Origin of the sequence: Alteromonas sp. KUL106 (genome assembly GCF_009811415.1) — a bacterium.
GTDB lineage: Bacteria > Pseudomonadota > Gammaproteobacteria > Enterobacterales > Alteromonadaceae > Alteromonas.
Map to the genome: position 1 here is coordinate 43128 of NZ_BLIG01000056.1, position 24096 is coordinate 67223.

A 24096-nucleotide genomic window follows, 5' to 3' on the forward strand; every position below is an offset into this window, starting at 1 on the left:
AGAATTTTATTCAATCAGGCTTTTAGTGATGTCCACCACAACAACCACCGTCGTGCTCCGCCCAGTTTTTAAGCTTTGTGGTTTTGCCTATACCTGGATTAAAGCTATTGGTAGGGTCAAGTTCACGATAGAAATTCTTAAGTGCATCTTTAGCAAAGTATTCATGACCCACATTATGCTCAGCTGGGTATTCAGCACTTCTTGCATCAAAGGTTTCTAGAATTTTGCCTTTTAACTGCTTGGCATCCGCGCCCTTCTTCAACACGTAATTCTGGTGCATAACGTGGCAAAAAAGGTGACCGTAGTACAGCTTAGTATCGATCTGGTCGTCTATTTCTTTGGGTAGCACTTCAAACCAATCGGGGTCGTTGCGACGCAGCGCAACATCGATAGTCATCATCGCGCCAACTTCTTTACTGTGCATCACGTGATAGCGACCTATCGCCCCACCCGCAACAAAGCGATGCAGAATGGCCTTGTCAGCCTCTTCCTCAGTGCATTCGAAGTAGCCACCTTCATTAGTCTTGAAAAACGCATCAAGGTAAGCTTTGGCTTCATCTACCCCTTCGTTGCTCATTTCCAAGATCCAGTGATGCTGATACTTGTCTCTGTATTCTTCCATGCGTTTTGGCAAGTGATTCGGAAATAAGTAGCTCATGTATTGCATTACTCTGTCTGACATCTTATTAGGTAAAAAGCCTAAGCTGTCAGTAAATGCGTCAAACTTGCGTTTAAAAGCAAACAGTTTGGGAATAAATTTTGCGCCGAGTTTACTGATAACGATAAACATATCTTTGCCGTACTTTTTCGATACGTCGTAACAGTCGCGGTGAAGGTATTCACCAGAATCAGGTAAATTTTTAAAGGTAGAAAGAATGTCGCGACGCACTTTTGTGAATACCGCGGCATCATTAGACCCTACGTAGAAAACCTGTTTCTTTTCAGGTATTGGAAAGGTGTCTAGCCTTACTGCGAATACAGCGAGTTTGCCTGCGCAACCCGAGGCATCGTGAAGCCTTCTTCCATCATTGTTAAAACGTGACGGCGTGTCTGAGTCTACATCCCGTACCCGTTCATTATATTCGTTGTCTGACGCACGAGCGTCGGGGTGCTGAACATCGGTCTCTTTATAACGCTTGTTCTCAAGGTTACTTAGAATTTCTTCTGGCTCACTACCCAGGTTTATGCCTAGATTATTTATCAGCGACAAGTTGCCGTTCGCATCGATTTGCGCAAAAAGTGCAAGTTCGGTATAGGCTGGCCCGCGTTTAACTAACGCGCCACCAGAGTTATTGCAAATGCCGCCAACAATAGATGCACCAATGCACGAGGAGCCAATCACAGAATGAGGTTCTCGACCGTAAGGGGCAAGCGTTTCTTCTAGACCAAATAAGGTGCTACCTGCTAAACCAACAATCTGCTTTCCATTATCAACTAGCTGGATGTCATCAATTCGCATAGTGCTGATTATCACGAGCGGCCTGTCGTAATCTTTGCCATCTGGTGTAGAGCCACCAGTAAGTCCCGTATTAGCAGCCTGCATAATTACCGCAACATCAGATTCAACACACAGCTTCAATACACGCCAAATTTCAACCAGCGTCCCAGGCCTCACTACTGCGAGTGCTTCGCCTGCACCAAATCGAAACCCTTTCGTGTAAGGTTGTTTCTTAGCTTGGTCTGTTAACAAATAGGCTTGCCCTACTACATCTCGAATAGATGCAATCAAAGACTGTGTGTCAACGTTTACGGTCATGGTTCTCTCTGTGTAAAAAGATACAAGGTTCGGCTTGGTGATGAACTATACACTAACGTCATTATTAACAAAGGGGGCAAACGTTTTTTATAAAGATAATTTACTTATATTTAATTCGGGAAGTATCACTGAACACGCTCTCTACTGCTATTTTGATAGCCTTTTTATCGTTACTTGCTAAGCGCTTCATTTGACCTAATTAGGGTTAACATTTTCGTTCAAACACCGGATTAATGGATACACTAAAAAGCGACATACCTCTTTAAAAAAGAGAACCTTACCGCAACAAAAACCAACCTAAACAATTGTTTTAAAATCAAAAAGAGTAAAGTTAAAACATCGAAACATTTTGTTACGCTTTGTTACTCCATGTAAGACCAGAGGTGTATTGAAAAGCCTCTGTATAGTTCGTAAGGTGGAAGAACACGAAAAGGAGCTTTCATGTCACATCAAGCATTTGTACTTACAAGAACTAATTTCGGTGAAAACAAAATAAAGGATGAGGCTTACGAACGATTTCTCAGTATTTTACCCTCATGCGGATTCAAAGTAACAATTGGAACAGTCGCACCTCCCAAGAGTGTATTGAATAATACTTACACCTTTTTTATTGATAGCAACTATTGCGAACCAACGGCAATGTTGAATCTATCCGTCGTTAAAGATTATCCAGATTTAAACAAGGTGATTTTTAATGTACGAGAAGCTAATGTTAACTTTCATTATGCGGCGCTTCAGCAGGGCATAAATGGTATATTTCATATTGAAGATAGCCTCGAATTATTGGTTCGAGGGGTTCAGCAAGTTCGCTCTGGTAATAAGTGGTTTAGTCGTGAGATTCTGAGTCGTTACATAGACGCCAGCCTTGTACCTCAAACAAAAAACATCGCCGCGCTCAATTCATCGACAGCCGTGTTAACTAAAAGAGAACTTGTCATCACTCGGAAAATTGCGGATGGCGCTCAAAATCAAGAAATTGCGGATTGCTTACATATCAGCGTGAATACGGTGAAAACCCATGTTTACAGTATTTTCAGAAAGACCGATTGTCGAAACCGTGTGGAATTGATTAAGTGGTTTGATCATCAAATTAGCCAGCCTCACCCAGTAAGCCATTAAAACTACACAAAGGGTGTATGGCCCTTATGCTTTAGCGCGCCATACACCCTTTTCCATTCCCTGTAACACCAATTCAGACACCGCTTTCTCTATACTCTGCTTAACACACTCAAACATTGGTTCATTTGTGGTGTACCCTGTTTCAGCTTCAAGCAATCGCTTTAACGATACGTATCTAAACAGTCCTGCCCTAACTTCTTGGCTTAGCACTTTTTTAGAGGTTGAAACCGACACCAGTACCTGACCTGTCCTTACGTCAACGGCACGCATGTAAATGGAAATTTGATCTTCTCTAAATAGCTCACTCGCCCCTATACCGAAATACTCTACACCAGCACCACCGGTGCGGATATTAGTATCATAGCTAATTATGCCACCCTCAATAATAATTCTGGCGGTGGTAAGTGGTGGTAAATCGCCACCACTGTTTTCATCTGCCCGAATAATTTTACGTTCGGTGAGAATATTTTGAAGCCCTTCACGTTCAACGGGCAAAAACCAGGATGTTTCACTTAAGGTTTGAACAAGAATAGATGTAGCCCCTTGGGTCACCGCAGTAGAAAAGGAGCTTGCCCCACTGCTAGGTTTGTATTGCCCAGTCTGATCTCTAAACGCGTACACCGATACTGGAATTTGCCCGATAGGTGCAGGTAAGCTTTTTACTTCAGAGAGTGTGGCGCTGTCTTTAATAACACCAGCAGGGGTCGTATCGGGTGGCAGCGTATTTGTAATGGATTGACATCCTGCAAGCGCAATTACCAGTATTAAAAAAACGGTACTTCTCATGTGTTTCCCTACCCAAACCGTGGAATTTCTACGACAGTAACTTCACCTGTCAGCAAATTAGTAATATTTACAACGATACTGTCAGGATTGCTGGTTATAAGTTCTACCTGAAAGTCTCCGCTTACGAAAACGCTATCTTGATTAAAAATACTGTCTATCGGATTACCGTCTTCGTCATACTCTTGCTCACCAAACGCAATATCGGTAATCTCTCGTACAATGCGGTTGATGTAGGCACGCTCTAGCGATTCCTGGAGCCGCTCATCGTATGAGCGTTCACTTAGTGGCGCACTGTGCGCATTTTGTGAGTTAGCTTTACTCAATAGAAATGAGCCGTTAAGTGGGTTGCCACCAAAAGACGGGTTTATTGGCTCATATACTAATTCAGTTGCCTGCGTTATCGCGGGTGCTACTAGCGCAAACGCTATGAATGTGGCAACTATTGTCCTTTTCTTCATCACCATTCGTCCCCTGCTAAATCTGGGCTTCTACTGTCTATACTCGCATTTGCTACCGCATCTAATACCAATATGATAGCTTGCTGTACTTTCTCATCTATCGGAACTTGCCTGCGCCCCATGTAAGTTTGATAAACCACTTTATTGTCATAGATTACAGAAAGCAGCGTACCCGCTTGAGGCACGATAATTTCTTTAACTATGAGATTCTTACCTGAACTGTCGGGAACTTCTCGCCAATATTGGCTAATGCGAGAGGCAAACTCATGGCCCTGTCGACTTATGCTGTTATCTAGCAGCAGTCCGCCTAACCGAATTTCCTCTGCATGAATCGGAGTAAAAAACACACTAAACAACAGTGCAAAAAAAGAGAAACGATACAAATACTTCATTTTGCGGAAAGTAGCCGGGCAAACGCCCGGCTATTCACTTTTACATCTCTTAATTTACATCTGAACAACGGTAGCTACGTTGTAGTCACCAACTTGCGTAACACTTACCGTGCCGCCGTTGCCGGTTATGCTACCTGTAACCAAATTGTCGTTACCCATTTGCGTTACTTCAAAGGTATTCATGTCACCTGAGATAACAAACTGACCACCTACATCGTCTGTCACCCAGTTTCCAACGCCTTCTTGCATTACGCTAATAACATTATCATTACCATTAACAAGTAAATCTAACAGGTTAAGCTCACCGGTTTGTGCAACCATTATTCCGTTACCGCTCGATGAAATATCGCGTGCCAATTCAACTGAAGCCGTGTTCTCATTACCTTCTTGAGACATTTCAATAAGGTTTGCATCTGCGATATAAGTTGCATCGCCAATGCCCGCTTGTGCTAACGCCAAGTTAGCATCACCATCTTGTTTGATTTCAACCGTGTTAAACCAACCATCAAAGTTTACCGTGCTGATTTCGTTGGCATCACCCACCTGAGTTAAATCAAACTCGTTAAATAAACCAATCACCCCTGCATAAGCCGTATTTCCCTCGCCAACTTGGTTAATTTCGAAGGCATTCGCTTGTCCACCGATGGTCTCAACCGTCGCAAGGTTAACATCACCGATTTGATCGATGTTCACTTCGTTACCCCCTCCTTCAAATACACCAGTGGCAATTTCATTACCGTCACCGTCTTGTTCAAACTCAAGCACGTTGCCATCGCCAACCAGAGTCCAACCGATAACGTTCTGATCGCCATCTTGATCAATTTCAACTTCGTTTTCTGAGCCAATTACGGTCAAGTCTGAAATGTTGAAGTAACCGTCTTGGATAACGTCAATTACGTTAGCATCACCGCTAAGTTCGCGAACATAGGACTCATGCCACTCACCGCTCTGTTCGACAAAAATCGTATTGTCGTTTCCAGAAATTGCATGATTAGCCCAGTTACCACCATCACCTTGATATACTGACAACGTATTGCCGCTACCCACGATACTATTAATTGAACGATTGAAGATAAAGCCAAATGGCCCGCCATCACCCAATTGAATAAGTGAAACCGTATTGTCATCGCCTTCAACTATAAAGTCTGCAGTGCTGTTCAAACTGTCTTGCTCAGACTCCAAAAAGTTGCCGCTGCCAGTAACGCTTGCAAAGAAGGCATTTCCTGACTGCATTTGTGAAGCAAGCACTTCATTGGCATCACCCGTTACTTCTACAACGATTGCATTTAAATCACCTTCTTGACTTAAAACCGACTCGTTACCTACTTCGTTTCCCTCTGGTGCCGTTTGGGTTAGCGTAATTTCATTCCCTTCTGCTGCGGCGACGAAATCCGCCGAAGCGTTGAAGTCTACGGTTTTACTCGCTGGAATTTCTTGAGCCGATGCCCATCCTGTCGCTGCAACTAAAAGCAATGCACTCGCTATTTTTGTTTTTTTCATTTTCACGTTTGTCTCCCTATGGCAATCACATCATTCTTGATATTGTGTGATGTTAATTACCATCTCGTTCCCTATCTGATAAACAGTAAAAGACTGCTCACCTAGTTGATTAACATTGGCAACATTGTCGAACCCATCTTGAATAATTTCGAAGTAATTGTTGTTATCTTGCTGCAATAAGTTCACGACGTTACCTTCACCCAGTTGAGTGATGATCGCTTCGTTATTGCTGCCGTTTTGAACAACGTTAGACAGATTGGCGCCGTTGCCGCTTTGGATAATGTTAGTTATGTTGTTCAGCCCAAACTGACTGACAGCAATGAAGACCGTTTCATCGTCTATCGTAATAGCTTGAGCATTCAGACTTATTGAAAGAGAAGATTCCACCATGTCGGAGTTTGTTGAAAAGTCGGACTGTTGAGCATTAACAGGAAGGTTAACGGTTAAAACAAAACATACCGCAGCAGCGATAAAACCAGCGGTTTTTATCGCTTCTATGTTTTTGGCAAGATGGCGTTTTTTAACCCTTAATTTCTTGTCCATGAGAACTGCTACTTCCGTGATTAACAACAAAGGTGACCTTTCTATAAAACGCCTTTGAGCCATGAGAATCCATCACCTTAAAGTTGTATTTATGACAAATAGAATTTCGGCATCACTGACTGTGCTTGTAATTCGATGTTTCTGGGTCATACCTTAGTACTAGTTTTTTTAAAAAATAATGAGGGTTGGGTAAATCCAAGTAGCGAGAAAATTGAATTCGTTTTTTTAAAATTCCGTCAACCTCCTTTCGAGGAAAAAGCGCAAAGGCCAAAAACATTAATAATTAAGTACTAGTTTGAAAAGACGCTACGGTTTTTCTCTAGTGGTTAAGTAGTATTTTTGAGTCATTTTTCACATTTGGGGTGGCAGGTTTTCAAATTTGAGTTATAAGTTTTAACCGTTAGTTATATCAGACCGAACGAGAAGATTTCGTGATTAATGCTTTATGCAAATTATGGAATCTAACTATGAAAACAAAGCCTTTCAAAACAGGTCTTTCAGCATTGTCGTTAGCACTTTTACCGCTAATGGCATCTAGCAATGCGCATGCGGCAAAAGCCGAAATTTTCGACGATAGCGTTATCGTTGTTTATAAAGAAAATGTCAGCAAACTTGAAAAAATGCGGGCGCGTTCATCGGTAGGAGCTCGCATTAGCGACGCGAATCGCGACGAGATAGACGATCGCTTTTCAAATATTTTAAATGGCCGAATTGCAAAACTTCAGCTGCGTGGCAAATCCGTGAAAGACGCCATAGAAATTTTAAAGAAAAACCCTGCAGTAAAAGTTGCCGAACCAAACTTTTTGTACCGCAAAGCATTGGTGGTGAATGACCCTTCTTACGGTGACCTATGGGGTTTAAACAACACCGGTCAAGCGGGCGGCACCGATGATGTAGATATCGATGCTCCGGAGGCATGGGATATCACAACAGGTGATAGCGATGTAGTGATTGGCATTATTGATACCGGCGTTGACTATAATCACGAAGACCTCGCAGATAACGCATGGGTTAACCCAGGTGAAATTGCTGGTAACGGCATTGATGACGACGGCAACGGCTATATTGACGATGTTTACGGTATTGATACTGCAAACGGTGATACCGACCCGATGGACGACGACTCTCACGGCACGCACGTTGCTGGCACCATTGGCGCTGTTGGCGGAAACGGTATTGGAGTAGTGGGTGTAAACCACGATGTGTCTATTGCCGCATGTAAATTCCTGGGGGCAGACGGAACTGGCTCAACCGCTGGCGCTATCGAGTGCATTGATTACTTCACTGATTTAAAAGAAAACCGCGGCATAAATATCAAAGCGACTAACAATAGTTGGGGTGGTGGCGGCTACAGTGAAGCGCTTGAAACGGCGATTGAAGTAGCAGGTCAAGCAGGGATTTTGTTTGTGGCAGCAGCGGGTAACGCTGGCTCAAATAACGATAATGTCGATAACTACCCATCTAACTATGTAACTACAACAAACAGTTTAATGGCCGTCGCCAGTCACACACGAAATGACGGCGACAGCGGCTTTTCATATGGTATAGAGACGGTCGATATCGCAGCGCCTGGTACGGCTATTTTGTCCACTATACCGGGCAATGGCTATGCGGCGTATTCGGGCACATCAATGGCAACACCGCATGTTGCGGGGGCAGCTGCACTTGTATGGTCGCTCAATCCAGAACTTACACCGTCAGAAATGAAAGAGCTATTAATGTCTACGGGTGAAACGAGTTTATGGGCCGATGGACGCACGGTTTCAGGCAAGCGTTTAAACGTACTTAACGCTCTCGAAGAGGCCGACCCAACACCAGGGTTCAAATTAGGTATCACACCGGGCTCGGCAGAAATTGAAGCCGGACAAGCCTATACCTTTAATATCGAAGTCGGCTCTATTGCGGGCTATGAAGAAGAGGTACAACTTTCTCTTGCTGAGGAAAGTGATATTGCTTATTTAAGTGCAAGTACTGCAGTGCCTGGCGACACCGTAGCGCTCACGATAGAAACGTCTGAAGATACACCATGGGGCCCATATAGCTTTACGGTAAATGGTGTAAGTGGGGAGATTGAAAAGTCTAAATCAGCAAATTTATACGTATACCCTCAAGGCTTAAATGACTTCCCATATGCGTATACAGGGGATGCGGTCCCAACCCTTCCTAATGAGGAAGATCCCGATGACATTGGTGTAGATTTAGTTATTAATGTACCAGATGAGTTAACCGTCTTTGGTATGCAGGTATCGGTTGATATTACCCATACCTACAGTGGCGACTTAGTCCTATCTCTTACTTCCCCTCAAGGAGCGACTACCGTTCTGCGTCAAAACCAAGGTGGCAGCATAGATGATATTGTTGAAAGTTATAACACTGATGCCTTTAATGGCGAAGTGGCTACTGGCTATTGGACCTTGAACGTGCTTGATACGTTCAACGGTGACGACGGTACTGTAAACACGTGGAGCCTTGTGGTTACCGGTATTGGTGAAGTGGGTCCAACACCACCTAACTCTGCGTTTACGTATGACGCTTCAGGCTTATCGGTAACCTTTACCAATAACAGTAACGATGTTAATGACGACATTGTCAGCTATAGCTGGGACTTTGGAGATGGTTCTACATCTACACAAGAGAACCCTACGCACATATACGCAGGCACTGGCGCCTATGACGTTACGCTAACGGTTACCGATTCAGAGGGGCAAACTGGCGTATCAACAGAGACTGTTTCAGTTTCAGATAGCAACATTATTGCAGAAATTGAACGCGCCATGTTATCGCGCTTCGGTTCACTGCGTGTAGATTTATCTTACAACGGTTCAATGGCCGATACTGTAATGATTTATCGCAATGGTGAATTGCTTGAAGAAGTAAGCAACACTGGGCGTTATCGCGATAGGAGTCGTGGTGTTCAACCTGGAGAGTATACCTACATGGTGTGTGACGAGACCTCTGCTTGTTCAGCACCAGTAACAGTAAACCTGTAACGCTTTATTAATAATTTAGTCAGCTAATCAGTGTTTATCTCTATAAACGATTAATCTGAAAAGTTAAGCAACAGCCGGCCAAGGATAGGCCGGCCTTTTTATATCATGTCCAATCAGAGCCTTCTAAGCCATCGGCTTATTCCCCATAAGCCAAATTCGGCTTACACTTGGTAAATCAACTTCAAGTATATATTTTTATGCACCTACTCATCATTGACGACCATGAGATAGTTAGAGACGGAATCAAAACACTTATTGAGCAAGAGTACGGTTGGCATGTCTCTTATGCGATAAGTGCTTTAGAGGAGCTGCCCTCTTACGCATCATTTGAAGAAATCGATGTTGCAATTTTGGATATCTCCTTGGCGAACGGAAACGGCTTTGATACTCTCGTAAAAATCAAACAGCAGGCACCGTATGTAAAATGCTTGATGCTAAGCATGTACGAACATGTGGGTTATATCTGTAAAGCCTTGGAACTTGGCGCTGACGGATACGTCACAAAGAACGCCGCTACCAAAGAATTAATCGACGCATTGGATTCGTTAGAAAAAGACGAAAATTACCTGAGTTCTGATATAAGCCGAAAGTTAGCTTTCGGCGACAAATGTCTGACCTCAATTCTGACAGACAGAGAGAAGGAAATTTTCTTGCTGCTCGCAAAGGGATTTCAACCAAAACAAATTGCCTACCATATTGATACTGCGCCTAAAACGGTAATGGTTCATAGAACCAACATTTATAGAAAACTTGAAGTAACCTCACAATTTGGATTGTTGAGAATTGCCCTTGAAACAGGCTATCTCGACGTCTCTGATGTGATTAATGACGATGTACTAATCAAAGAAAATTAATGGATTTAACGAAGTTAAAGGATGTCGTTAACGCTAAATTTTTAGCCATGGGATTAGCATATACTGCCTTTTTTCACAGTGTATGGCTCGTCAGTACACAGTTTGAAATAATATCAGGCACAGTGAGCTGGTACTTACCTGCTGGCGTGCGTCTAGCTGCTTTTTTACTGCTCCCCCTACAAAGCTGGCCTATGCTGTTTTTTGCAGAAAAACTGACCCATTTGGTTTTATTCCACCCCGGTGGAGTACTCGACAATGCCGCATTTCTGAGCGGTAGCGTTGGTTGGTATATAGTCCATTTAGTTATATCGCCGACGTTACTGTGCGCTAGTGTTTATTTATTTAGGCGACGGCTGAACGCCCCTTATATGAACAATGTACACAGCACACTGGCCACACTGGCTTTCGGCATGTTCGTTAGTGTATTACTCGGTGCAGTATTTCTCGGTAGAAGAGCGCTCGAACTCCAAACTGATATCTCGGTTTTTTTACCTATATTGTTTGATTTTTCGTTAGGCGACTTTGTCGGCATTATCGTTCTCTGCCCTGTATTATTTGCACTACTATCGGAAGGAAATAAAGATGAGAGAAAAAACACGCTATGGGTCATTATTGGTGCTTGGCTTCTTCTATTACTACTTAGTGTCTATGCCTATCAACAAGGAATAAATATTAATTACCAAGTAAAATACCTTGCTGTATTTCCCGCGTTATTCCTATCATATCGCTATGCCGTATTAGGGAGCGCTATATCGTGTTTATTAATAGGTCTCACCGCTTTTGTTGTAGCAAGCCAAAGCAATCTTCCCGCTCTTGAACACCAGTTCTATATTATTGCGCTGTGCATAAGCTGTTTGATTTTGGGCGCATCCATTAAACAATCTTTGGATATGAACAAAGCGCTCAATGATAAAAATAAAGCGCTGGAATTGGCTGTTAACCAAGCTCAAGCTCTGTCTTCAAAATTGGTTAGCCTACAAGAAGATGAGAGAAGGCGACTATCTCGAGATCTACACGATGACTTTGGGCATCGCATTGTCGATCTTAAGCTACAGTTAACACTCAATAAACAGATTGTCGGCCAAGACACTTTGCTCTCTAAAATAGATTCCCTGTATCAAGCGATGAAAAAAAGCTTAGGAAGCCTTCGCCCCTCGGGAATAGATACGCTTTCTATTGAAGCTGTAATCCAAGGCTCTGCGATAATATCTACACTGAAAAAATCAGACATCGACTACTCATTGAAGGTAGAGGGCTCACCGTTTGCTTTTGACGCCGAACGGAAAATTCATATTTATAGAGTTATCCAAGAAGCGGTGTCTAATAGCATCAAATACGCAAACGCATCTCACCTTACTATTGAGATTAACTATACTGAAACGAAGACGGTGTTTCGAGTGAGTGATAATGGAAACGGTATTCCCTCTCAGCTACTCGGCGCATCAACAGCAGGTATTCCTCCTTTATCAAACAGCAATCATGCCGCAACGCTAGGCCTGTTAATTATGAAAGAGCGCGCAAAGCTCATAAAAGGCAATATTCGCATCGACACGCGCGCTTCTACTGGCACCACAGTTTACCTAACTGTCCCAAACCTATAAATTGGACTTACCATTAGCATTGTAAAAAGATCTATTAAGTGTTTAAGCCCCCTTCCTATAACCAATCAAAACAAACCTCATAAATTCAATGTCTGAATAGTAAAAATGCTTATTCAAATTTAAATTACTCCGCCCACAAAAAATAGGTTTTTAATAAGAAGCTGGCCCTTTGGTTCCTTAGGGATATTTGGATAAAGCGGTAATTTGCTACGCTTAATTACCGCTTTTCTTTTTGCTTTTTGTGCTACATTGTCATTGATTTCACAGATATTTTGACAACCGTATGTATTATTCAAGCTTTATCGACACCCCGGTTTTAACCCGCTTAGCTCGCAGTATTAAACCTCTATTGATGGTGGCATCGTTTATTTCCATGCTGTCTATACTTGGCGGATGTGTTAGCACGCAAGACACTAGTCCTTACGCTTTCACACCTTCCTCTACGCCTTATCAGGATGTTGTAAATGCTCAAGAAAGCGCTGTGGAACAAGGTAAACTGTTACTCGTTGTGCTCGGTGCACAATGGTGCCACGACAGCACGGGCTTAGCTGATCGCTTTTCAACACAAGAAATGGATCTTATTTTACGCGCGCACTACGAAACTGTATTCGTTGACGTAGGAACGCTAGAAGATAGGAGGAAAATTACCAAGCGGTTTGGCTATCCTATATACTACGCCACGCCCACCGTTATGGTAGTTGAACCGAGTTCAGGTGCATTGTTAAACAGAACGTCTATGGATATGTGGGGCTATGCGGATAGCATACCTTTAGCTGAATACATCGCATATTTCTCTCGCTATCCCGCCATGACGCAAATGCAAAAAGCGCCGTTTGTTAATTGGAGAGCAACCGATGAGGAGGTCGCCTACAATGAAGAGCAAGCAGCGAGGCTTCAACATGCTTATGACAAATTAGGGCCACTACTTGCTGAAGATCTGAGAGGAAACACCCCAGAAGGTTTGAACGCGCTTTGGAAAGAAACGAAAAAATATCGTACTGAGCTTCAAAAAACCCTGGTCAAACGCGCTGAATTAACACTAGAAAGAAAGGGGACTGACGGCGTCAATACGAAACCAGCGCTTCGGCATTATAATCCTTTCTCTTGGGAGCAAAACTAAAAGACCAACGCTTGAAAAAGCTGTTGCGCTTACGGGACGTTCGACCAGGGTAAAACGTCCCATTAATTCAGATACGCTGTGATAGTTCGTTAGTTCGTGCTCGAAACACGGCCTTGGCTTGAGGCATTGTTATTTCGGCGGTTTGATGAACGATGAGCGCCACTACCTTCGCCACCTGCACCTCCACGTCTAGGTGGCTTACCGCTCGCCTTTGCTCTTCCGCTGGTTTTGTTTGAGCGATTACTGCTGCTTTCAGTCTTGGTGCTTTGGTTTTGCCCACCACGTCGGCTTCGAACACTTTTTTCACCTGATTTAGTTTCTTCGCCTAAAGAAACTTTTGCAGCCTTTGGTTTCTTAGGCTTTTTTGGTTTAGACAAAGTAGTCGGTGGTACCGTCTGCTGAGGCTCAAAACCTTCCAAAGTCTCCCTAGGCAGCAACTTTTGAATGAGGGTTTCAATGTCTTTAAGGTTTTGCAGTTCATCGACGCTCACAAACGACCATGCCTGGCCACTTGCGCCTGCACGTCCTGTGCGCCCAATTCTGTGTACGTAGTCGGCTGCCGTATTCGGTAAATCTAAGTTAACCACTATGGGTAATTCACTGATATCGATACCACGGGCGGCGATATCGGTAGCGACCAACACTTTGATTTCACCACTTTTAAAATCAGCGAGCGCTTTCGTTCTCGCGCCCTGACTTTTGTTTCCGTGAATTGCAGCACTTGGAATTTTTGAACGGGTAAGCTTTTCCGCAATTCGGTTCGCACCATGTTTAGTGCGACTAAAGACCAACACCTGCTCCCATTTCTGCTGTTTAATGAGGCAAATCAGCGCGGTGGTTTTTTTCGACTTATCTATAGTAATCAAATGTTGTTCTACTGCATCCACTGTCGTATTTGCAGGCGTTGTAGAAATGCTCACAGGATCACGTGTAATCGTTTTCGCCAGTGCCGTGATCTCTTCTGAAAAGGTTGCAGAGAACAGCAAGCTTTGACGATCTTTAGGTAATAACTTGAGCACTCTTTTTATATCGTGAATGAAGCCCATGTCTAGCATTCTGTCAGCTTCGTCGAGGACTAAAACCTCTAGCTGAGAAAATTTGACAGCATTTTGCTGATACAAATCTAATAGTCTTCCGGGTGTAGCAATTAATACATCAACCCCTTTACGAAGCTTCATCATTTGAGGGTTGATACCGACTCCGCCGAATACAACAGCCGTTTTCAACGGCAAAAATTCGCTAAAAGCCTGTATGCTTTCTTCGACCTGAGCCGCTAACTCTCGGGTAGGCGTCAAAATAAGTGCCCTGATATTATTGCCTGTTACTGGCTGCCCGGACATTAATCTTTGTAAGATAGGAAGACCAAAGCCGGCCGTTTTTCCGGTTCCCGTTTGCGCGGCTGCCAACACATCCTTTCCTTGCAATATTTCTGGAATTGCTTTCTCTTGAATAGGTGATGGTGTGCTAAACCCACGCTTTTCAATAGCTTTCAATAACGGTTCAGCGAGCCCTAAATGGGTAAATGACATTGATACACTCCTGTCATAGGTATTTAAAAAAAGGTGCATACCGCAACGGTATAAGCGCTAGTGCTTAATTGCTAACCATGGGGGTTATAGATTACTGGGAAAACCTAAAGAGATACGCCATTGCCGACTTGGCTGATTGGTGTTTGAAATCAAGAAAAGACCGTATGTTTTTACTCTTACAAAGTGCGCGCGGAGTCTACCATTGATCAGCCTCGACCACCAGCGCATTTTTTGTTCAACAGGGATATTCTCTCATATTGATTGCACTCTTTTTTAACTGTGCCTGTTTAATTTTAAGACAACGCTTTCTCGCAAACTTCCAGTCACTTACTCCCTATTTATTTCACTACTTTCTCTTCAATTTTGCTTTTTTACTACTAATTGCTGATGTAATTCACCTAAAAAAAGGATAAAACGTCTATACTCACATAGCGTTGAAGCCGTCGTTAATTTATAGGTATTCACACTCTCCATGTCCACTCATGTCACTAGAAACCATTATTAGAGTGTCGTTTTGAAAAGTCTTCGTTCACAAATTTCATTTAACACTGTTACCTCAATTGCTGTGATAAGTTCGCTTATCATTGGGTTATCAATTTATGTCTACGAAAAACTTTATGTGGAGTTTGTCTCGGCCGAAGTCAACGCAATAGGTGAAAATATTGCGGTTGATTTAATAGACTACATGGGCGAACCCGCAGGTAGCTTTTATCAAACAGAGGTTTTACTGCGACTTGGTGAATATGACTATGCTGAAACCGCCTACATACTCGACAACGATGGAAACGTGTTAAACGTTTATATTGGCCCTGCTGGTTTAAATAAAGAGAAAAACTTAGCGGCATCGTCCATTGAGGGACAAAATAGCGTTCCATCCGATGTAAGTGTCTCCAAAGCGCAGTCTCCCTTGTCAACTATCGACCCATCAATCACTTCGCTAGCGCTTGGCCTTCATCAAATTAAAAACAAAGTGGTAGTAGTTAAGACCATCGGCGAATCTACATTTCCTCTTGGTCGTTTTATTTTAATCTTTAACCTTCAAGATGCGTTGAAAGATAGCCGCAAGCGCTACATTGCGCTTGTCACACCTTCAGTCGCCTTTCTGATTGTTCTTGCATTACTTATCTCGGTAAGAGCACAACGTAAAGTGCTTCATCCTCTCAACACGCTAATTAACACGATGGATAGCGTAGTTAAAGACCAAAATTATGATGTAAAAGTTGAGGAAATAGATAGAGAGGAAACCCTTTCTTTATCTCGCGCCTTCAACAACATGATGTCGAACATCAAGGCTCAATCCGAAGCAAACGCGGAAAAAAATGCGCTACTACAAAAACAGCAGTCGCAGATGGAAAAACTCGCTAATTTTGATGCTCTGACTGGTTTGCCTAATAGACAGTTTTTAATGCATCTGCTTGCCAGAGATCTAGCGAAAGCTTGCATAAACAAAAGCGAGCTCGGGCTGCTTTTTGTAGATATAGACGGGTTTAAGTCAATAAATGATTCTTTTGGCCACGATGTGGGTGATAAGTTCTTAATACACATCAGCACTGCTATGATGAGCGTTATTGATAAGGACTATACGCTTGGTCGTCTAGGTGGGGATGAATTTATTGTTATCGTTCCCAATGTGCCCAGTAAACAGGTGCTTGAGGATATAGCGGATAGGGTTGTTGGCGCGGTCTCTCGTACACATGTTTTTGATACATTTCGTTTTGATTCTAGTGCAAGTGTAGGGCTTGCTCTTGCGAGCGAGTGTGATTATGAGTTGTCTCACCTCATCACTAACGCCGATGTAGCGATGTATAAAGCCAAAGACGAGGGTAAGGCAAGGTATATATGGTTTAATGAGGCAATGCTTGCCCAAACACAGCGTAAAGTGCTTATATCTACCCGACTCTCGCATGCTCTGGAAACTGACGCTTTTTATCTTTGCTATCAAGCAAAAGTCGATGCGAACGAAAACGTTATCGGCTTTGAAGTTTTACTCCGATGGCGCGATGATGTTCTCGGTGTGGTGTCACCCGCTGAGTTCATTCCTGTTGCAGAACAAACAGAAAAGGTCTCGCTGATCAGTATGTGGGTTATTCAGCGAGTCGGCATTGAGGCTCCCCACTTAATCGAGGCATTCGGTCAACATATCATCATATCAATAAACCTCAGCCCGATGGACTTAAATAGTAATAAGCTCACTCAGTTCATAATCAGCGAAATGGATACTGATAAACTGCCGTCGAAAAATCTCGAATTCGAAATTACCGAAACGGCGTACATGAACAACTTTAACGTAGCCAACAGTTTTTTTTCTGTTATCAAAAAGCATGGCTGTCAATTAGCCTTAGATGATTTTGGTACGGGCTACTCTTCATTAAGCTACCTAACCAAATTTGACATAGATACGTTGAAAATCGACAGAAGCTTTGTAAACGATATCGGAAAATCACGACAATCAGAACTGATCACCAAAACCATTATAGAGATGGCGAAGAGCTTAAATTTTTCGGTTTGTGCTGAAGGCGTAGAAACGCAAGAACAGGCGTCGTTCTTAAAATATAACGGGTGTCATGCGCTTCAAGGCTACCTCTACAGCAAGCCCGTTCCACTCGAGAATATCTTAGCTCGCAGTCTTACTGAACAATGACATTAAAAAAGCTCGACGCCTCGTAACTGTTTCAATTAAAGGCTCGCGTAAACCACGGTTAGATGAGAAGGTAGTTCGGTTCCCGCTGGCACATACCCTACCGCGCCTTCATTTTCACCTATGTATTGCAACATGGCTTGCAGTGAATCCATTTCTTTTGGCGCAGCCATTCTACCGCTAAAGCGCATTTGCGCCCAATAGGACTGAATTCTCGATTCAGGTAGCGCAATGACTTTTGCGTTGAAAATAGAACGAGCCCTGTGCCCTGGCACCAAGGATACAGGTTGCAATAGCGACGAATCTGAAGTGCTGTTGTTCATAAACAGGGTTCTTACTTCGGCCTTGGAAAGGGCTATACTGCTGTCAGAGACATTTGCCACCACCCAGATATTCTCCTCCCCAAACGCAGGAGAGAAGCTTAGTAAAGACAATAATATTAGCGTGTACTTCAACATCAAAATACCCACTCTAAAGCTAATTGGTAAAGCATTGCGTTTCTATCAAAACTCTCATCCTCGACATCAAAGAAAGACGTTTTTCCCTCTTTTCCGTCTAAGAAAGAAAGCTCTGCTTTGAGCGCAAGGTTTGTTTTCACGTCCCATCTAGCGCCTAGTGTCCACGTATTCAAGTCATCGGTTGGAAAAAAGCTGTTGAGTGCATCAACACCAAAGCGAAGTTGATCAAGTTCAGGAGAAATACCCGGTGGGATGGTATTTTCTATCGTATTAAGTGACTGGTTAGACGAGGCATAAGTAAGATGAAAGAGTATATCGTCAAAATAATAGCCATAAGAAATATAAAAGCTCTCTAAGTTCGCCAGCACGTCGATATCAGACGAGACCCTCATCCATTCGCTACTTATGTACCAATTCAACGTATCATAGCTAGCACCGAGCAAGAAGGCTCTGGCACTGTCGTTAATTTCGAATTTTTCCGCAAGTTGCTCGAACCCTGCAGCTCTCAGCCCCTGAAGTAACGGCGCTATTTCTTCGATTGTAGTCTCAACCTTGGGGCCGTTAATTGTTGCGGTTCTCAGCTGTAGACCGCCATAATTCACCTCGATAACACCACCAAATAGCGTGTCTAGCTCTACCTCAACATCAATACCGCTCGACACAAGACTGTCTTTGTATTGTCCAACGTAAGCTTCAAAGTCGACGACAAGACCTTCGAAATTAGCTCTGTAGCGAGCATTAGCGCCTTCATATTGGGAAAACATATAGCTGCTGTAGAGCTGTTGCGGAGCATTTATCCACGGGTAAGCAAAACCGACATCAATGACGTCCGAGTACTTAAGGAAGGGCGTGCGCAAACGACCAACGTTCAGCTGAATATCTTCAACTGGTGTATAAGTCAGATACAACCATTCGATTCCCGACTCGCGGTCCTCATCGGTATGAAGTAAAAACTGAGCTGAAGCAGACCATGTCGAAGAAAAATTATAATCTGCTTGGACAGCAAACAAGGATTTTTCAGAGAAGCTAATCTTATCGTTGTAGCCTTCATATGTAGCTTTGTCTGTGTCTACAAAACCGCCAACAACCCTAGCGAAACCTGAAAGGTCAAGCTTATTAGTTTCCGCTACGGCCCTTGAAGGCAAAATTACACTCGCTGCGGCCATCACGGCTAGCATTACTTTAAAAATGGTCATTGTATCAACTTATTGGTAGCCAATATGGAAGTTCCTAACTGCTGCGATATTACGCAGTCCACACATGGTTCTATAATAGTCTGCGTCAGCGAAATCACCAATATCAACTTTAGTCAGAAAAGCCGTTATACCGGTATTCGGTTTTTTACCGACCGCTTTAACATTCAATCAATAAACATGATCAATATTCTTTTTGCTATTTTTAATTCTATCTATACGACAAAAATAATAACGTTGACCTTTTAATGTTAATTTTTGCAACCACGGAGAAATGAAAATTTAATTCATATAATCATAAGCTTAAAAAAATTAGGGATAAAGTAGTGCCATAGCGTAACAACACAAAATACCTCAATAGAACCTCAAAGCCATTTTAGCAAAGATAGAATTCATGCCGGTATAAGGTAGAAGATTAAAAAAAGCTTTACCATATTTGTTATAACAGTTAAAACGCGCAATTAATCCACACTCTAACTACATCTAATTGAAAAGATGTAGTGAACACGTAAAGTAAATAACATGAATGTTGAAAGTTTAAGCCAGCACTTTGAAGAGAAATGGGCTTTAATAAAAGAGTCAGTGTTATCTGATAGCTTTTTTATACAGCTCATAACCATCGCCGTCATATATTGCATTGCCTTTTTGCTCTCTAGACAAGTTAAGAAGCCCTTTAGATTCACCCGAGAAAAACCTCAGCAAGGCGCGCATACAATGCATGGTTTTTTGTACAACCTCGGTGAAGCCCTGTTTCCACTTATCACGATAAGTATGCTGAAGCTAACTACTGTACTTGGAGCTCAATTTCAGTTCGACGCGTGGTTATTGGAAATAGCCGTTGTCGTAGCGCTGATGCTGTTTGTTAACTCTCTGATAACTGGGTTTGTCGAGAACAGAACGATAGCGACCTGTATGCGCTGGGTGGGTCTGCCCATATTGTTCTTGCATTTAATAGGTGTGCTCCCTCTCATTACCGCAGCGCTAGAATCTATGGCAATCTCCGTTGGTAACGTCCAAATATCTCTGTATGGCGTTACTCGAGTGTTGCTATTCGGCGGCTTGTTGTTTTGGCTAGGACGGAGCTCAAACGCGATAGGCCAAGACATAATCAGAAATCACAAGTCTCTTGATGTTTCGACAAAGGAAGTCTTCGCAAAACTTTTTGAAGTTGCGCTTTTCTGCGTGGTCTTCTTACTGCTGCTTAATGTGATGGGGATTAACCTAACTGCACTAGCCGTATTCGGTGGCGCAGTGGGTGTGGGCCTTGGTTTAGGACTCCAGTCTATCGCTTCGAACTTCATCTCAGGCATTATCATCTTGCTGGATAAGTCACTGACAGTAGGTGACTATGTCGAGTTAGAAGATGGGCAAAAAGGCATTGTTAGAGAGTTTAAAATGCGCTATGCCGTGCTCGAAACTTATGATGGCAAAGATGTACTTGTGCCCAACGAAAAGTTCATTAGCTCTTTGCTCATCAACTGGACACATAAAAATCAAAAGCAGCGTTATCGCATCGACTTCTCTGTTGCCTATAAAACTGATATCCGTGCCATGGTTGAGATTATTAAGGAAGCGGTTTCTGAGCATCCACAGGTTATCAGTGGTGACGATGTACCTTTCGAAGAGCTGCCTGACTGCGAGATAGATAGCTTTGGCGATTCAGGTGTGAATATGTTCGTGGAATTTTGGATGGAAGGAATAGACGATGGCAGAAACCGCGTCGGCGGCGACCTTTTACTCACTGTTTTTGAAACGTTACGTGAACATAATATTGAAATTCCATTCCCACAGCGTGAGGTTCGCGTTATTAACGAACAAGGCATTGGCATAAGAAATACAACACCGTAACTCTTAGAGGCTCACCTTCGCGCTTGGTTAAAATCTTGCGCGAAGCGTGTCCCACTGCCACTCTTGCGTTTTTAATCCCAGTGCTCGAGAGAATTTGTCATAATCACTTTGCCCCATGGCTGTCGCCACTGTTTTAAGCTGAGATTTCGCCTTTATGGCCTTTACTTGAAGTAGCTCAAGTCTTTTGTCTGCGCTTTCGTCAAAGTTTTCTATGAGGATCGCGTTAGCTTTGGTAGTGGCTTCCCAGGCAGTAACTACATACCCGATGAGCTTGATATAAACTGCTATCATCCGTTTTCGCTCAAAAATATTTTCAAATATCGAGCCTTTCACCGCGTTCTGGAAGCTTGCTTCTGTTTCGTGGGAAATTAGCGCCTCTGCACTTTTTAGTTCTTTCAATACTTCATATAAAAGACGTATGTGAGGCGCGGTATTAAGTGCGTCAGTAGAAAGCGCATTAATATCGTCACATAGCATTTCTAAATTAACTAAAGAACGTTGAAGACTGGCCATTTCGGTACAGATCGTAGAAGCGAAAAATGAACGTCAGTGTAGCGAAGTCGAGCAAAGTTTGCGAAGAAAACTCGCTATTTTAACGGGAGACAATACCAGCCCGCATAGGTAATTACCCACTCGGCGAGACTTAAAATGTTCTTAATCGCGGCATGTTTCCGCAGGTATAGTGGTTCTACATCTAGGTGACACAACAAAGAGTACGAATATTTAAAACTCGCCCTTCGGGAAGGTCTGGCAAGCTTCCTAGCCTCATTAAAAAAAGGGCGCTGTTTAACGCAGCGCCCTTCACTTTTTAACGTTTCGCGAGTTATCGCTTATTTATCTAGCTTTGCGCTTAAGTCGTGACGCAAATCAAAACGGTCAAGCCTCATAACCTTAGTCCATGCATCTACAAAGTCTTCGACAAAACGCGTCTTTGCGTTGTCGTAGGCATACACTTCAGCAACGGCGCGTAGCTCACTGTTTGAACCGAATACCAGGTCAACAGGTGTTCCTGTATACATCACTTCGCCAGAGCTTCTGTTAATGCCTTCGTAAACAGATGGGTTGTCAGTTTTTCTCCACTTAACGCCCATATCAAGTAATGTTACAAAGAAGTCGTTGTTAAGCGTTCCTACGTTGTCAGTGAAGACACCGTGCGTCGAGCCACCCACATTCGCTCCTAATGAGCGTAAGCCACCTAATAGAACCGTCATTTCAGGCACCGTTAGGTTTAGCTGATCGGCTTTATCAACCAGCATATCCGTTGGCGAGCGATAGCTTGCCTCAGCGTTATAGTAGTTTCTAAATGCATCAGCAGCGGGCTCAAGCAGCGCGAAAGAGTTTACGTCTGTTTGCTCTTGTGTCGCGTCTGTGCGGCCTGGAACTACGGGCACAGTAACATTAACCCCAGCGTCAGCAGCCGCTTTTTCAATAGCCGCAGCACCACCAATAACAATCAAATCCGCTAGCGATACCTTTTTCTTAGAGAACATGCGCGAGTTATACTCGTCCTGCAGTTCCTTGAGTTTCGCTATCACTGCTTTGATAGTTTCCGGCTCGTTCGCTTCCCAACTCATTTGAGGTTCTAACGCGATGCGAGCGCCATTAGCACCACCACGCATATCAGAAGCACGGAAGCTAGAGGCAGCTGCCCACGCAGTTTTAACGAGCTGTTGGACGGTTAAACCGCTGTCTAAAATATCCGCTTTTAGCTTCTTAACATCTTTGTCAGAGATGGCTTTGTAGTCCGCTTTTGGTACCGGATCTTGCCAGATGAAGTTTTCCTCTGGGATATCGTTACCTAAATAACGCGACTTTGGTCCCATGTCGCGGTGCGTTAGCTTGAACCATGCTTTAGCAAAAGCAGTTTGATATTCTTTCGGGTCAGCTAAGAAGCGCTCAGCAATTTTGCGGTATTCAGGGTCATATTTAAGTGCAAGATCAGCCGTCGTCATTACCGGCGGGTTTTTCTTACCTTCCACATGCGCATCGGGTACAGACGTATGCAGTGACTCATCAGTGGGGATCCACTGTATAGCACCTGCAGGGCTGCGCGTTTGCTTCCACTCGAAACCTAGCAAGTTTTGAAGATACAGGCTTGTCCATTTAGTGGGTAGCTGTGTCCACGCACCTTCTAGGCCGCTGGTTACTGTGTCTTCCGCATTACCTTTACCACAGTTGTTTTTCCAGCCTAAGCCCTGCTCTTCAAGACCTGCACCACCCGGCTCAGCTTCTAAACAGTCTGCTGGCTTGTGCGCGCCATGCATCTTACCGAAAGTGTGACCACCAGCAATAAGCGCTACCGTCTCTTCATCGTTCATCGCCATGCGGCCGAAGGCTGTACGTATGTTCTTTGCAGACCCCATTGGATCAGGCACACCTTTTGGGCCCTCAGGGTTTACATAAATCAGCCCCATATGTGTTGCACCGAGTGGACGCTGAAGCTTACCTTCGCGATCTTCACGGTCACTCGCTAGCATTTCAACTTCTGGCCCCCAATACACCATGTCAGGCTCCCAGTCGTCGGTGCGGCCACCTGCGAATCCATAGGTGTCGAAGCCCATGTTCTCCATTCCTACAGTACCTGCAAGAATCATTAGGTCGCCCCAAGAAAGGCTTTCACCGTACTTCTGTTTGATTGGCCATAGTAGGCGGCGAGCTTTATCTAGGTTCCCATTATCTGGCCAGCTGTTGAGCGGGTCAAAACGCATTTGACCACCGTCGCCACCGCCGCGACCGTCCAGAGTACGGTACGTACCCGCACTGTGCCATGAGAGTCGGATAAAGAACGGACCATAATTACCGAAATCTGCTGGCCACCAATCTTGCGATGTTGTGAGGAGTTCATTGATATCGCTTTTCACTTGGTCCAAATCAAGCTTGGAAAACGCCTTTGCATAGCTGAAGCCGTCACCCAACGGATTAGAGCGAGTATCGTGATCTCGTAATGGCGCTAGGTCGAGTTGATCCGGCCACCAAAATTGATTGGTCTTGGCTTGGAAAGCTTTCGCCATGCCTGTGCCTTTAGCACCGGCAGGCTTGCTGATTTGATCATTAGCAACTGCGCAGGTCGCACTCAATGAAAGCGCAACTAATGCTGACAATGTGGTTTTTTTAAACCTGGTAATAGTCATGGTTTTTCCCGTCTTAGTTAGATTTGTTCTGGCAACGGCACACAACGCGTCGTTAACCATTAACATCTTTTTTACTTATTTGCTTGATAGAAGATAGACACAGTTGCTGAATTTTTACAGTTGATAAAATGGATTCAGGCGATTAGAAAAACCAATTAAGGAAAATAAACTACTAAATCA

Annotated in this window: 18 protein-coding genes; 7 read left to right on the forward strand and 11 right to left on the reverse strand. The window is 43.6% G+C overall.

The annotated features are described in order from the left end of the window. Window positions 1–22 precede the first annotated feature (22 nt). The gene (dld, locus tag GVO63_RS18495; RefSeq protein WP_159581849.1) at window positions 23–1756 is read right to left on the reverse strand and encodes a D-lactate dehydrogenase; all 1734 of its coding nucleotides are present in this window, start codon (window positions 1754–1756) and stop codon (window positions 23–25) included. A gap of 441 nt (window positions 1757–2197) precedes the next feature. On the opposite strand from dld, the gene GVO63_RS18500 reads away from it, so the two are divergent. Next, the gene (locus GVO63_RS18500; protein WP_159581851.1) at window positions 2198–2875 is read left to right on the forward strand and encodes a helix-turn-helix transcriptional regulator; all 678 of its coding nucleotides are present in this window, start codon (window positions 2198–2200) and stop codon (window positions 2873–2875) included. Window positions 2876–2899: 24 nt separating this feature from the next. Here the strand turns inward: GVO63_RS18500 and GVO63_RS18505 are convergent, their stop codons facing one another. From GVO63_RS18505 to GVO63_RS18525, 5 genes are read right to left on the reverse strand one after another with little or no spacing between them, the layout of a single operon-like run. After that, window positions 2900–3661 (reverse strand): CsgG/HfaB family protein, encoded by a 762-nt coding sequence (locus GVO63_RS18505; protein WP_159581853.1) that lies wholly within the window; start codon window positions 3659–3661, stop codon window positions 2900–2902. An 8-nt stretch (window positions 3662–3669) separates the two neighbouring features. Next, window positions 3670–4125 carry a curli assembly protein CsgF gene (locus GVO63_RS18510; RefSeq protein ID WP_159581855.1) on the reverse strand — a complete coding sequence of 152 codons (456 nt, stop codon included), beginning with the start codon at window positions 4123–4125 and terminating at the stop codon, window positions 3670–3672. Further along, on the reverse strand, window positions 4119–4511 hold the full coding sequence (locus tag GVO63_RS18515) for a CsgE family curli-type amyloid fiber assembly protein (protein WP_159581857.1): 393 nt from the start codon (window positions 4509–4511) through the stop codon (window positions 4119–4121). Before GVO63_RS18515 ends, GVO63_RS18510 begins: the two co-directional genes overlap by 7 nt. Window positions 4512–4565: 54 nt before the next feature. Continuing rightward, window positions 4566–6011 carry a curlin gene (locus GVO63_RS18520; RefSeq protein WP_159581859.1) on the reverse strand — a complete coding sequence of 482 codons (1446 nt, stop codon included), beginning with the start codon at window positions 6009–6011 and terminating at the stop codon, window positions 4566–4568. Window positions 6012–6041: 30 nt separating this feature from the next. Then, window positions 6042–6554, reverse strand: a complete 513-nt coding sequence (locus GVO63_RS18525) for a curlin subunit CsgB (RefSeq protein WP_159581861.1) — start codon at window positions 6552–6554, stop codon at window positions 6042–6044. Between the two features lie 467 nt (window positions 6555–7021). Here GVO63_RS18525 and GVO63_RS18530 point away from each other — a divergent pair, with 467 nt between their 5' ends. The 4 genes from GVO63_RS18530 to GVO63_RS18545 all read left to right on the forward strand — a co-directional run bounded on the left by GVO63_RS18530 (window position 7022) and on the right by GVO63_RS18545 (window position 13119). Next, complete coding sequence (locus tag GVO63_RS18530) at window positions 7022–9544, forward strand: S8 family serine peptidase (protein WP_159581863.1); 2523 nt, start codon at window positions 7022–7024, stop codon at window positions 9542–9544. A gap of 197 nt (window positions 9545–9741) precedes the next feature. Continuing rightward, window positions 9742–10398, forward strand: a complete 657-nt coding sequence (locus tag GVO63_RS18535; protein WP_159581865.1) for a response regulator transcription factor — start codon at window positions 9742–9744, stop codon at window positions 10396–10398. Further along, on the forward strand, window positions 10398–11999 hold the full coding sequence (locus GVO63_RS18540) for an ATP-binding protein (RefSeq protein ID WP_159581867.1): 1602 nt from the start codon (window positions 10398–10400) through the stop codon (window positions 11997–11999). Before GVO63_RS18535 ends, GVO63_RS18540 begins: the two co-directional genes overlap by 1 nt. A 283-nt stretch (window positions 12000–12282) precedes the next feature. After that, on the forward strand, window positions 12283–13119 hold the full coding sequence (locus GVO63_RS18545; RefSeq protein ID WP_159581869.1) for a thioredoxin family protein: 837 nt from the start codon (window positions 12283–12285) through the stop codon (window positions 13117–13119). An 89-nt stretch (window positions 13120–13208) separates the two neighbouring features. Here GVO63_RS18545 and GVO63_RS18550 read toward each other — a convergent pair whose 3' ends face one another. Continuing rightward, window positions 13209–14648, reverse strand: coding sequence for a DEAD/DEAH box helicase (locus GVO63_RS18550; RefSeq protein ID WP_159581871.1), 1440 nt, complete (start codon window positions 14646–14648; stop codon window positions 13209–13211). 514 nt (window positions 14649–15162) lie between these two features. Between GVO63_RS18550 and GVO63_RS18555 the strand changes: the two genes are divergently transcribed. Next, entirely contained in the window at window positions 15163–17289 is a 2127-nt protein-coding gene (locus GVO63_RS18555) for an EAL domain-containing protein (protein WP_159581873.1), read from the forward strand. Between the two features lie 35 nt (window positions 17290–17324). Here GVO63_RS18555 and GVO63_RS18560 read toward each other — a convergent pair whose 3' ends face one another. Both GVO63_RS18560 and GVO63_RS18565 read right to left on the reverse strand, forming a co-directional pair. Further along, window positions 17325–17744: a hypothetical protein gene (locus tag GVO63_RS18560; protein ID WP_159581875.1), complete on the reverse strand. Its 420-nt coding sequence runs from the start codon at window positions 17742–17744 to the stop codon at window positions 17325–17327. Continuing rightward, window positions 17744–18940 carry a hypothetical protein gene (locus GVO63_RS18565; RefSeq protein WP_159581877.1) on the reverse strand — a complete coding sequence of 399 codons (1197 nt, stop codon included), beginning with the start codon at window positions 18938–18940 and terminating at the stop codon, window positions 17744–17746. Before GVO63_RS18565 ends, GVO63_RS18560 begins: the two co-directional genes overlap by 1 nt. A 519-nt stretch (window positions 18941–19459) precedes the next feature. On the opposite strand from GVO63_RS18565, the gene GVO63_RS18570 reads away from it, so the two are divergent. Continuing rightward, entirely contained in the window at window positions 19460–20785 is a 1326-nt protein-coding gene (locus tag GVO63_RS18570; protein WP_159581879.1) for a mechanosensitive ion channel family protein, read from the forward strand. Between the two features lie 27 nt (window positions 20786–20812). Here GVO63_RS18570 and GVO63_RS18575 read toward each other — a convergent pair whose 3' ends face one another. Continuing rightward, complete coding sequence (locus GVO63_RS18575) at window positions 20813–21298, reverse strand: hypothetical protein (RefSeq protein ID WP_159493576.1); 486 nt, start codon at window positions 21296–21298, stop codon at window positions 20813–20815. Window positions 21299–21615: 317 nt separating this feature from the next. Beyond that, window positions 21616–23916 (reverse strand): catalase/peroxidase HPI, encoded by a 2301-nt coding sequence (gene katG, locus GVO63_RS18580; protein ID WP_159581881.1) that lies wholly within the window; start codon window positions 23914–23916, stop codon window positions 21616–21618. Window positions 23917–24096: the final 180 nt, after the last annotated feature.

Bases quoted from the DNA above. Each gene is read 5' to 3' on its own strand.
- dld (WP_159581849.1), bottom strand. From the start codon at position 1,756: ATGACCGTAAACGTTGACACACAGTCTTTGATTGCATCTATTCGAGAT.
- GVO63_RS18500 (WP_159581851.1), top strand. From the start codon at position 2,198: ATGTCACATCAAGCATTTGTACTTACAAGAACTAATTTCGGTGAAAAC.
- GVO63_RS18505 (WP_159581853.1), bottom strand. From the start codon at position 3,661: ATGAGAAGTACCGTTTTTTTAATACTGGTAATTGCGCTTGCAGGATGT.
- GVO63_RS18510 (WP_159581855.1), bottom strand. From the start codon at position 4,125: ATGGTGATGAAGAAAAGGACAATAGTTGCCACATTCATAGCGTTTGCG.
- GVO63_RS18515 (WP_159581857.1), bottom strand. From the start codon at position 4,511: ATGAAGTATTTGTATCGTTTCTCTTTTTTTGCACTGTTGTTTAGTGTG.
- GVO63_RS18520 (WP_159581859.1), bottom strand. From the start codon at position 6,011: ATGAAAAAAACAAAAATAGCGAGTGCATTGCTTTTAGTTGCAGCGACA.
- GVO63_RS18525 (WP_159581861.1), bottom strand. From the start codon at position 6,554: ATGGACAAGAAATTAAGGGTTAAAAAACGCCATCTTGCCAAAAACATA.
- GVO63_RS18530 (WP_159581863.1), top strand. From the start codon at position 7,022: ATGAAAACAAAGCCTTTCAAAACAGGTCTTTCAGCATTGTCGTTAGCA.
- GVO63_RS18535 (WP_159581865.1), top strand. From the start codon at position 9,742: ATGCACCTACTCATCATTGACGACCATGAGATAGTTAGAGACGGAATC.
- GVO63_RS18540 (WP_159581867.1), top strand. From the start codon at position 10,398: ATGGATTTAACGAAGTTAAAGGATGTCGTTAACGCTAAATTTTTAGCC.
- GVO63_RS18545 (WP_159581869.1), top strand. From the start codon at position 12,283: ATGTATTATTCAAGCTTTATCGACACCCCGGTTTTAACCCGCTTAGCT.
- GVO63_RS18550 (WP_159581871.1), bottom strand. From the start codon at position 14,648: ATGTCATTTACCCATTTAGGGCTCGCTGAACCGTTATTGAAAGCTATT.
- GVO63_RS18560 (WP_159581875.1), bottom strand. From the start codon at position 17,744: ATGTTGAAGTACACGCTAATATTATTGTCTTTACTAAGCTTCTCTCCT.
- GVO63_RS18565 (WP_159581877.1), bottom strand. From the start codon at position 18,940: ATGACCATTTTTAAAGTAATGCTAGCCGTGATGGCCGCAGCGAGTGTA.
- GVO63_RS18570 (WP_159581879.1), top strand. From the start codon at position 19,460: ATGAATGTTGAAAGTTTAAGCCAGCACTTTGAAGAGAAATGGGCTTTA.
- GVO63_RS18575 (WP_159493576.1), bottom strand. From the start codon at position 21,298: ATGGCCAGTCTTCAACGTTCTTTAGTTAATTTAGAAATGCTATGTGAC.
- katG (WP_159581881.1), bottom strand. From the start codon at position 23,916: ATGACTATTACCAGGTTTAAAAAAACCACATTGTCAGCATTAGTTGCG.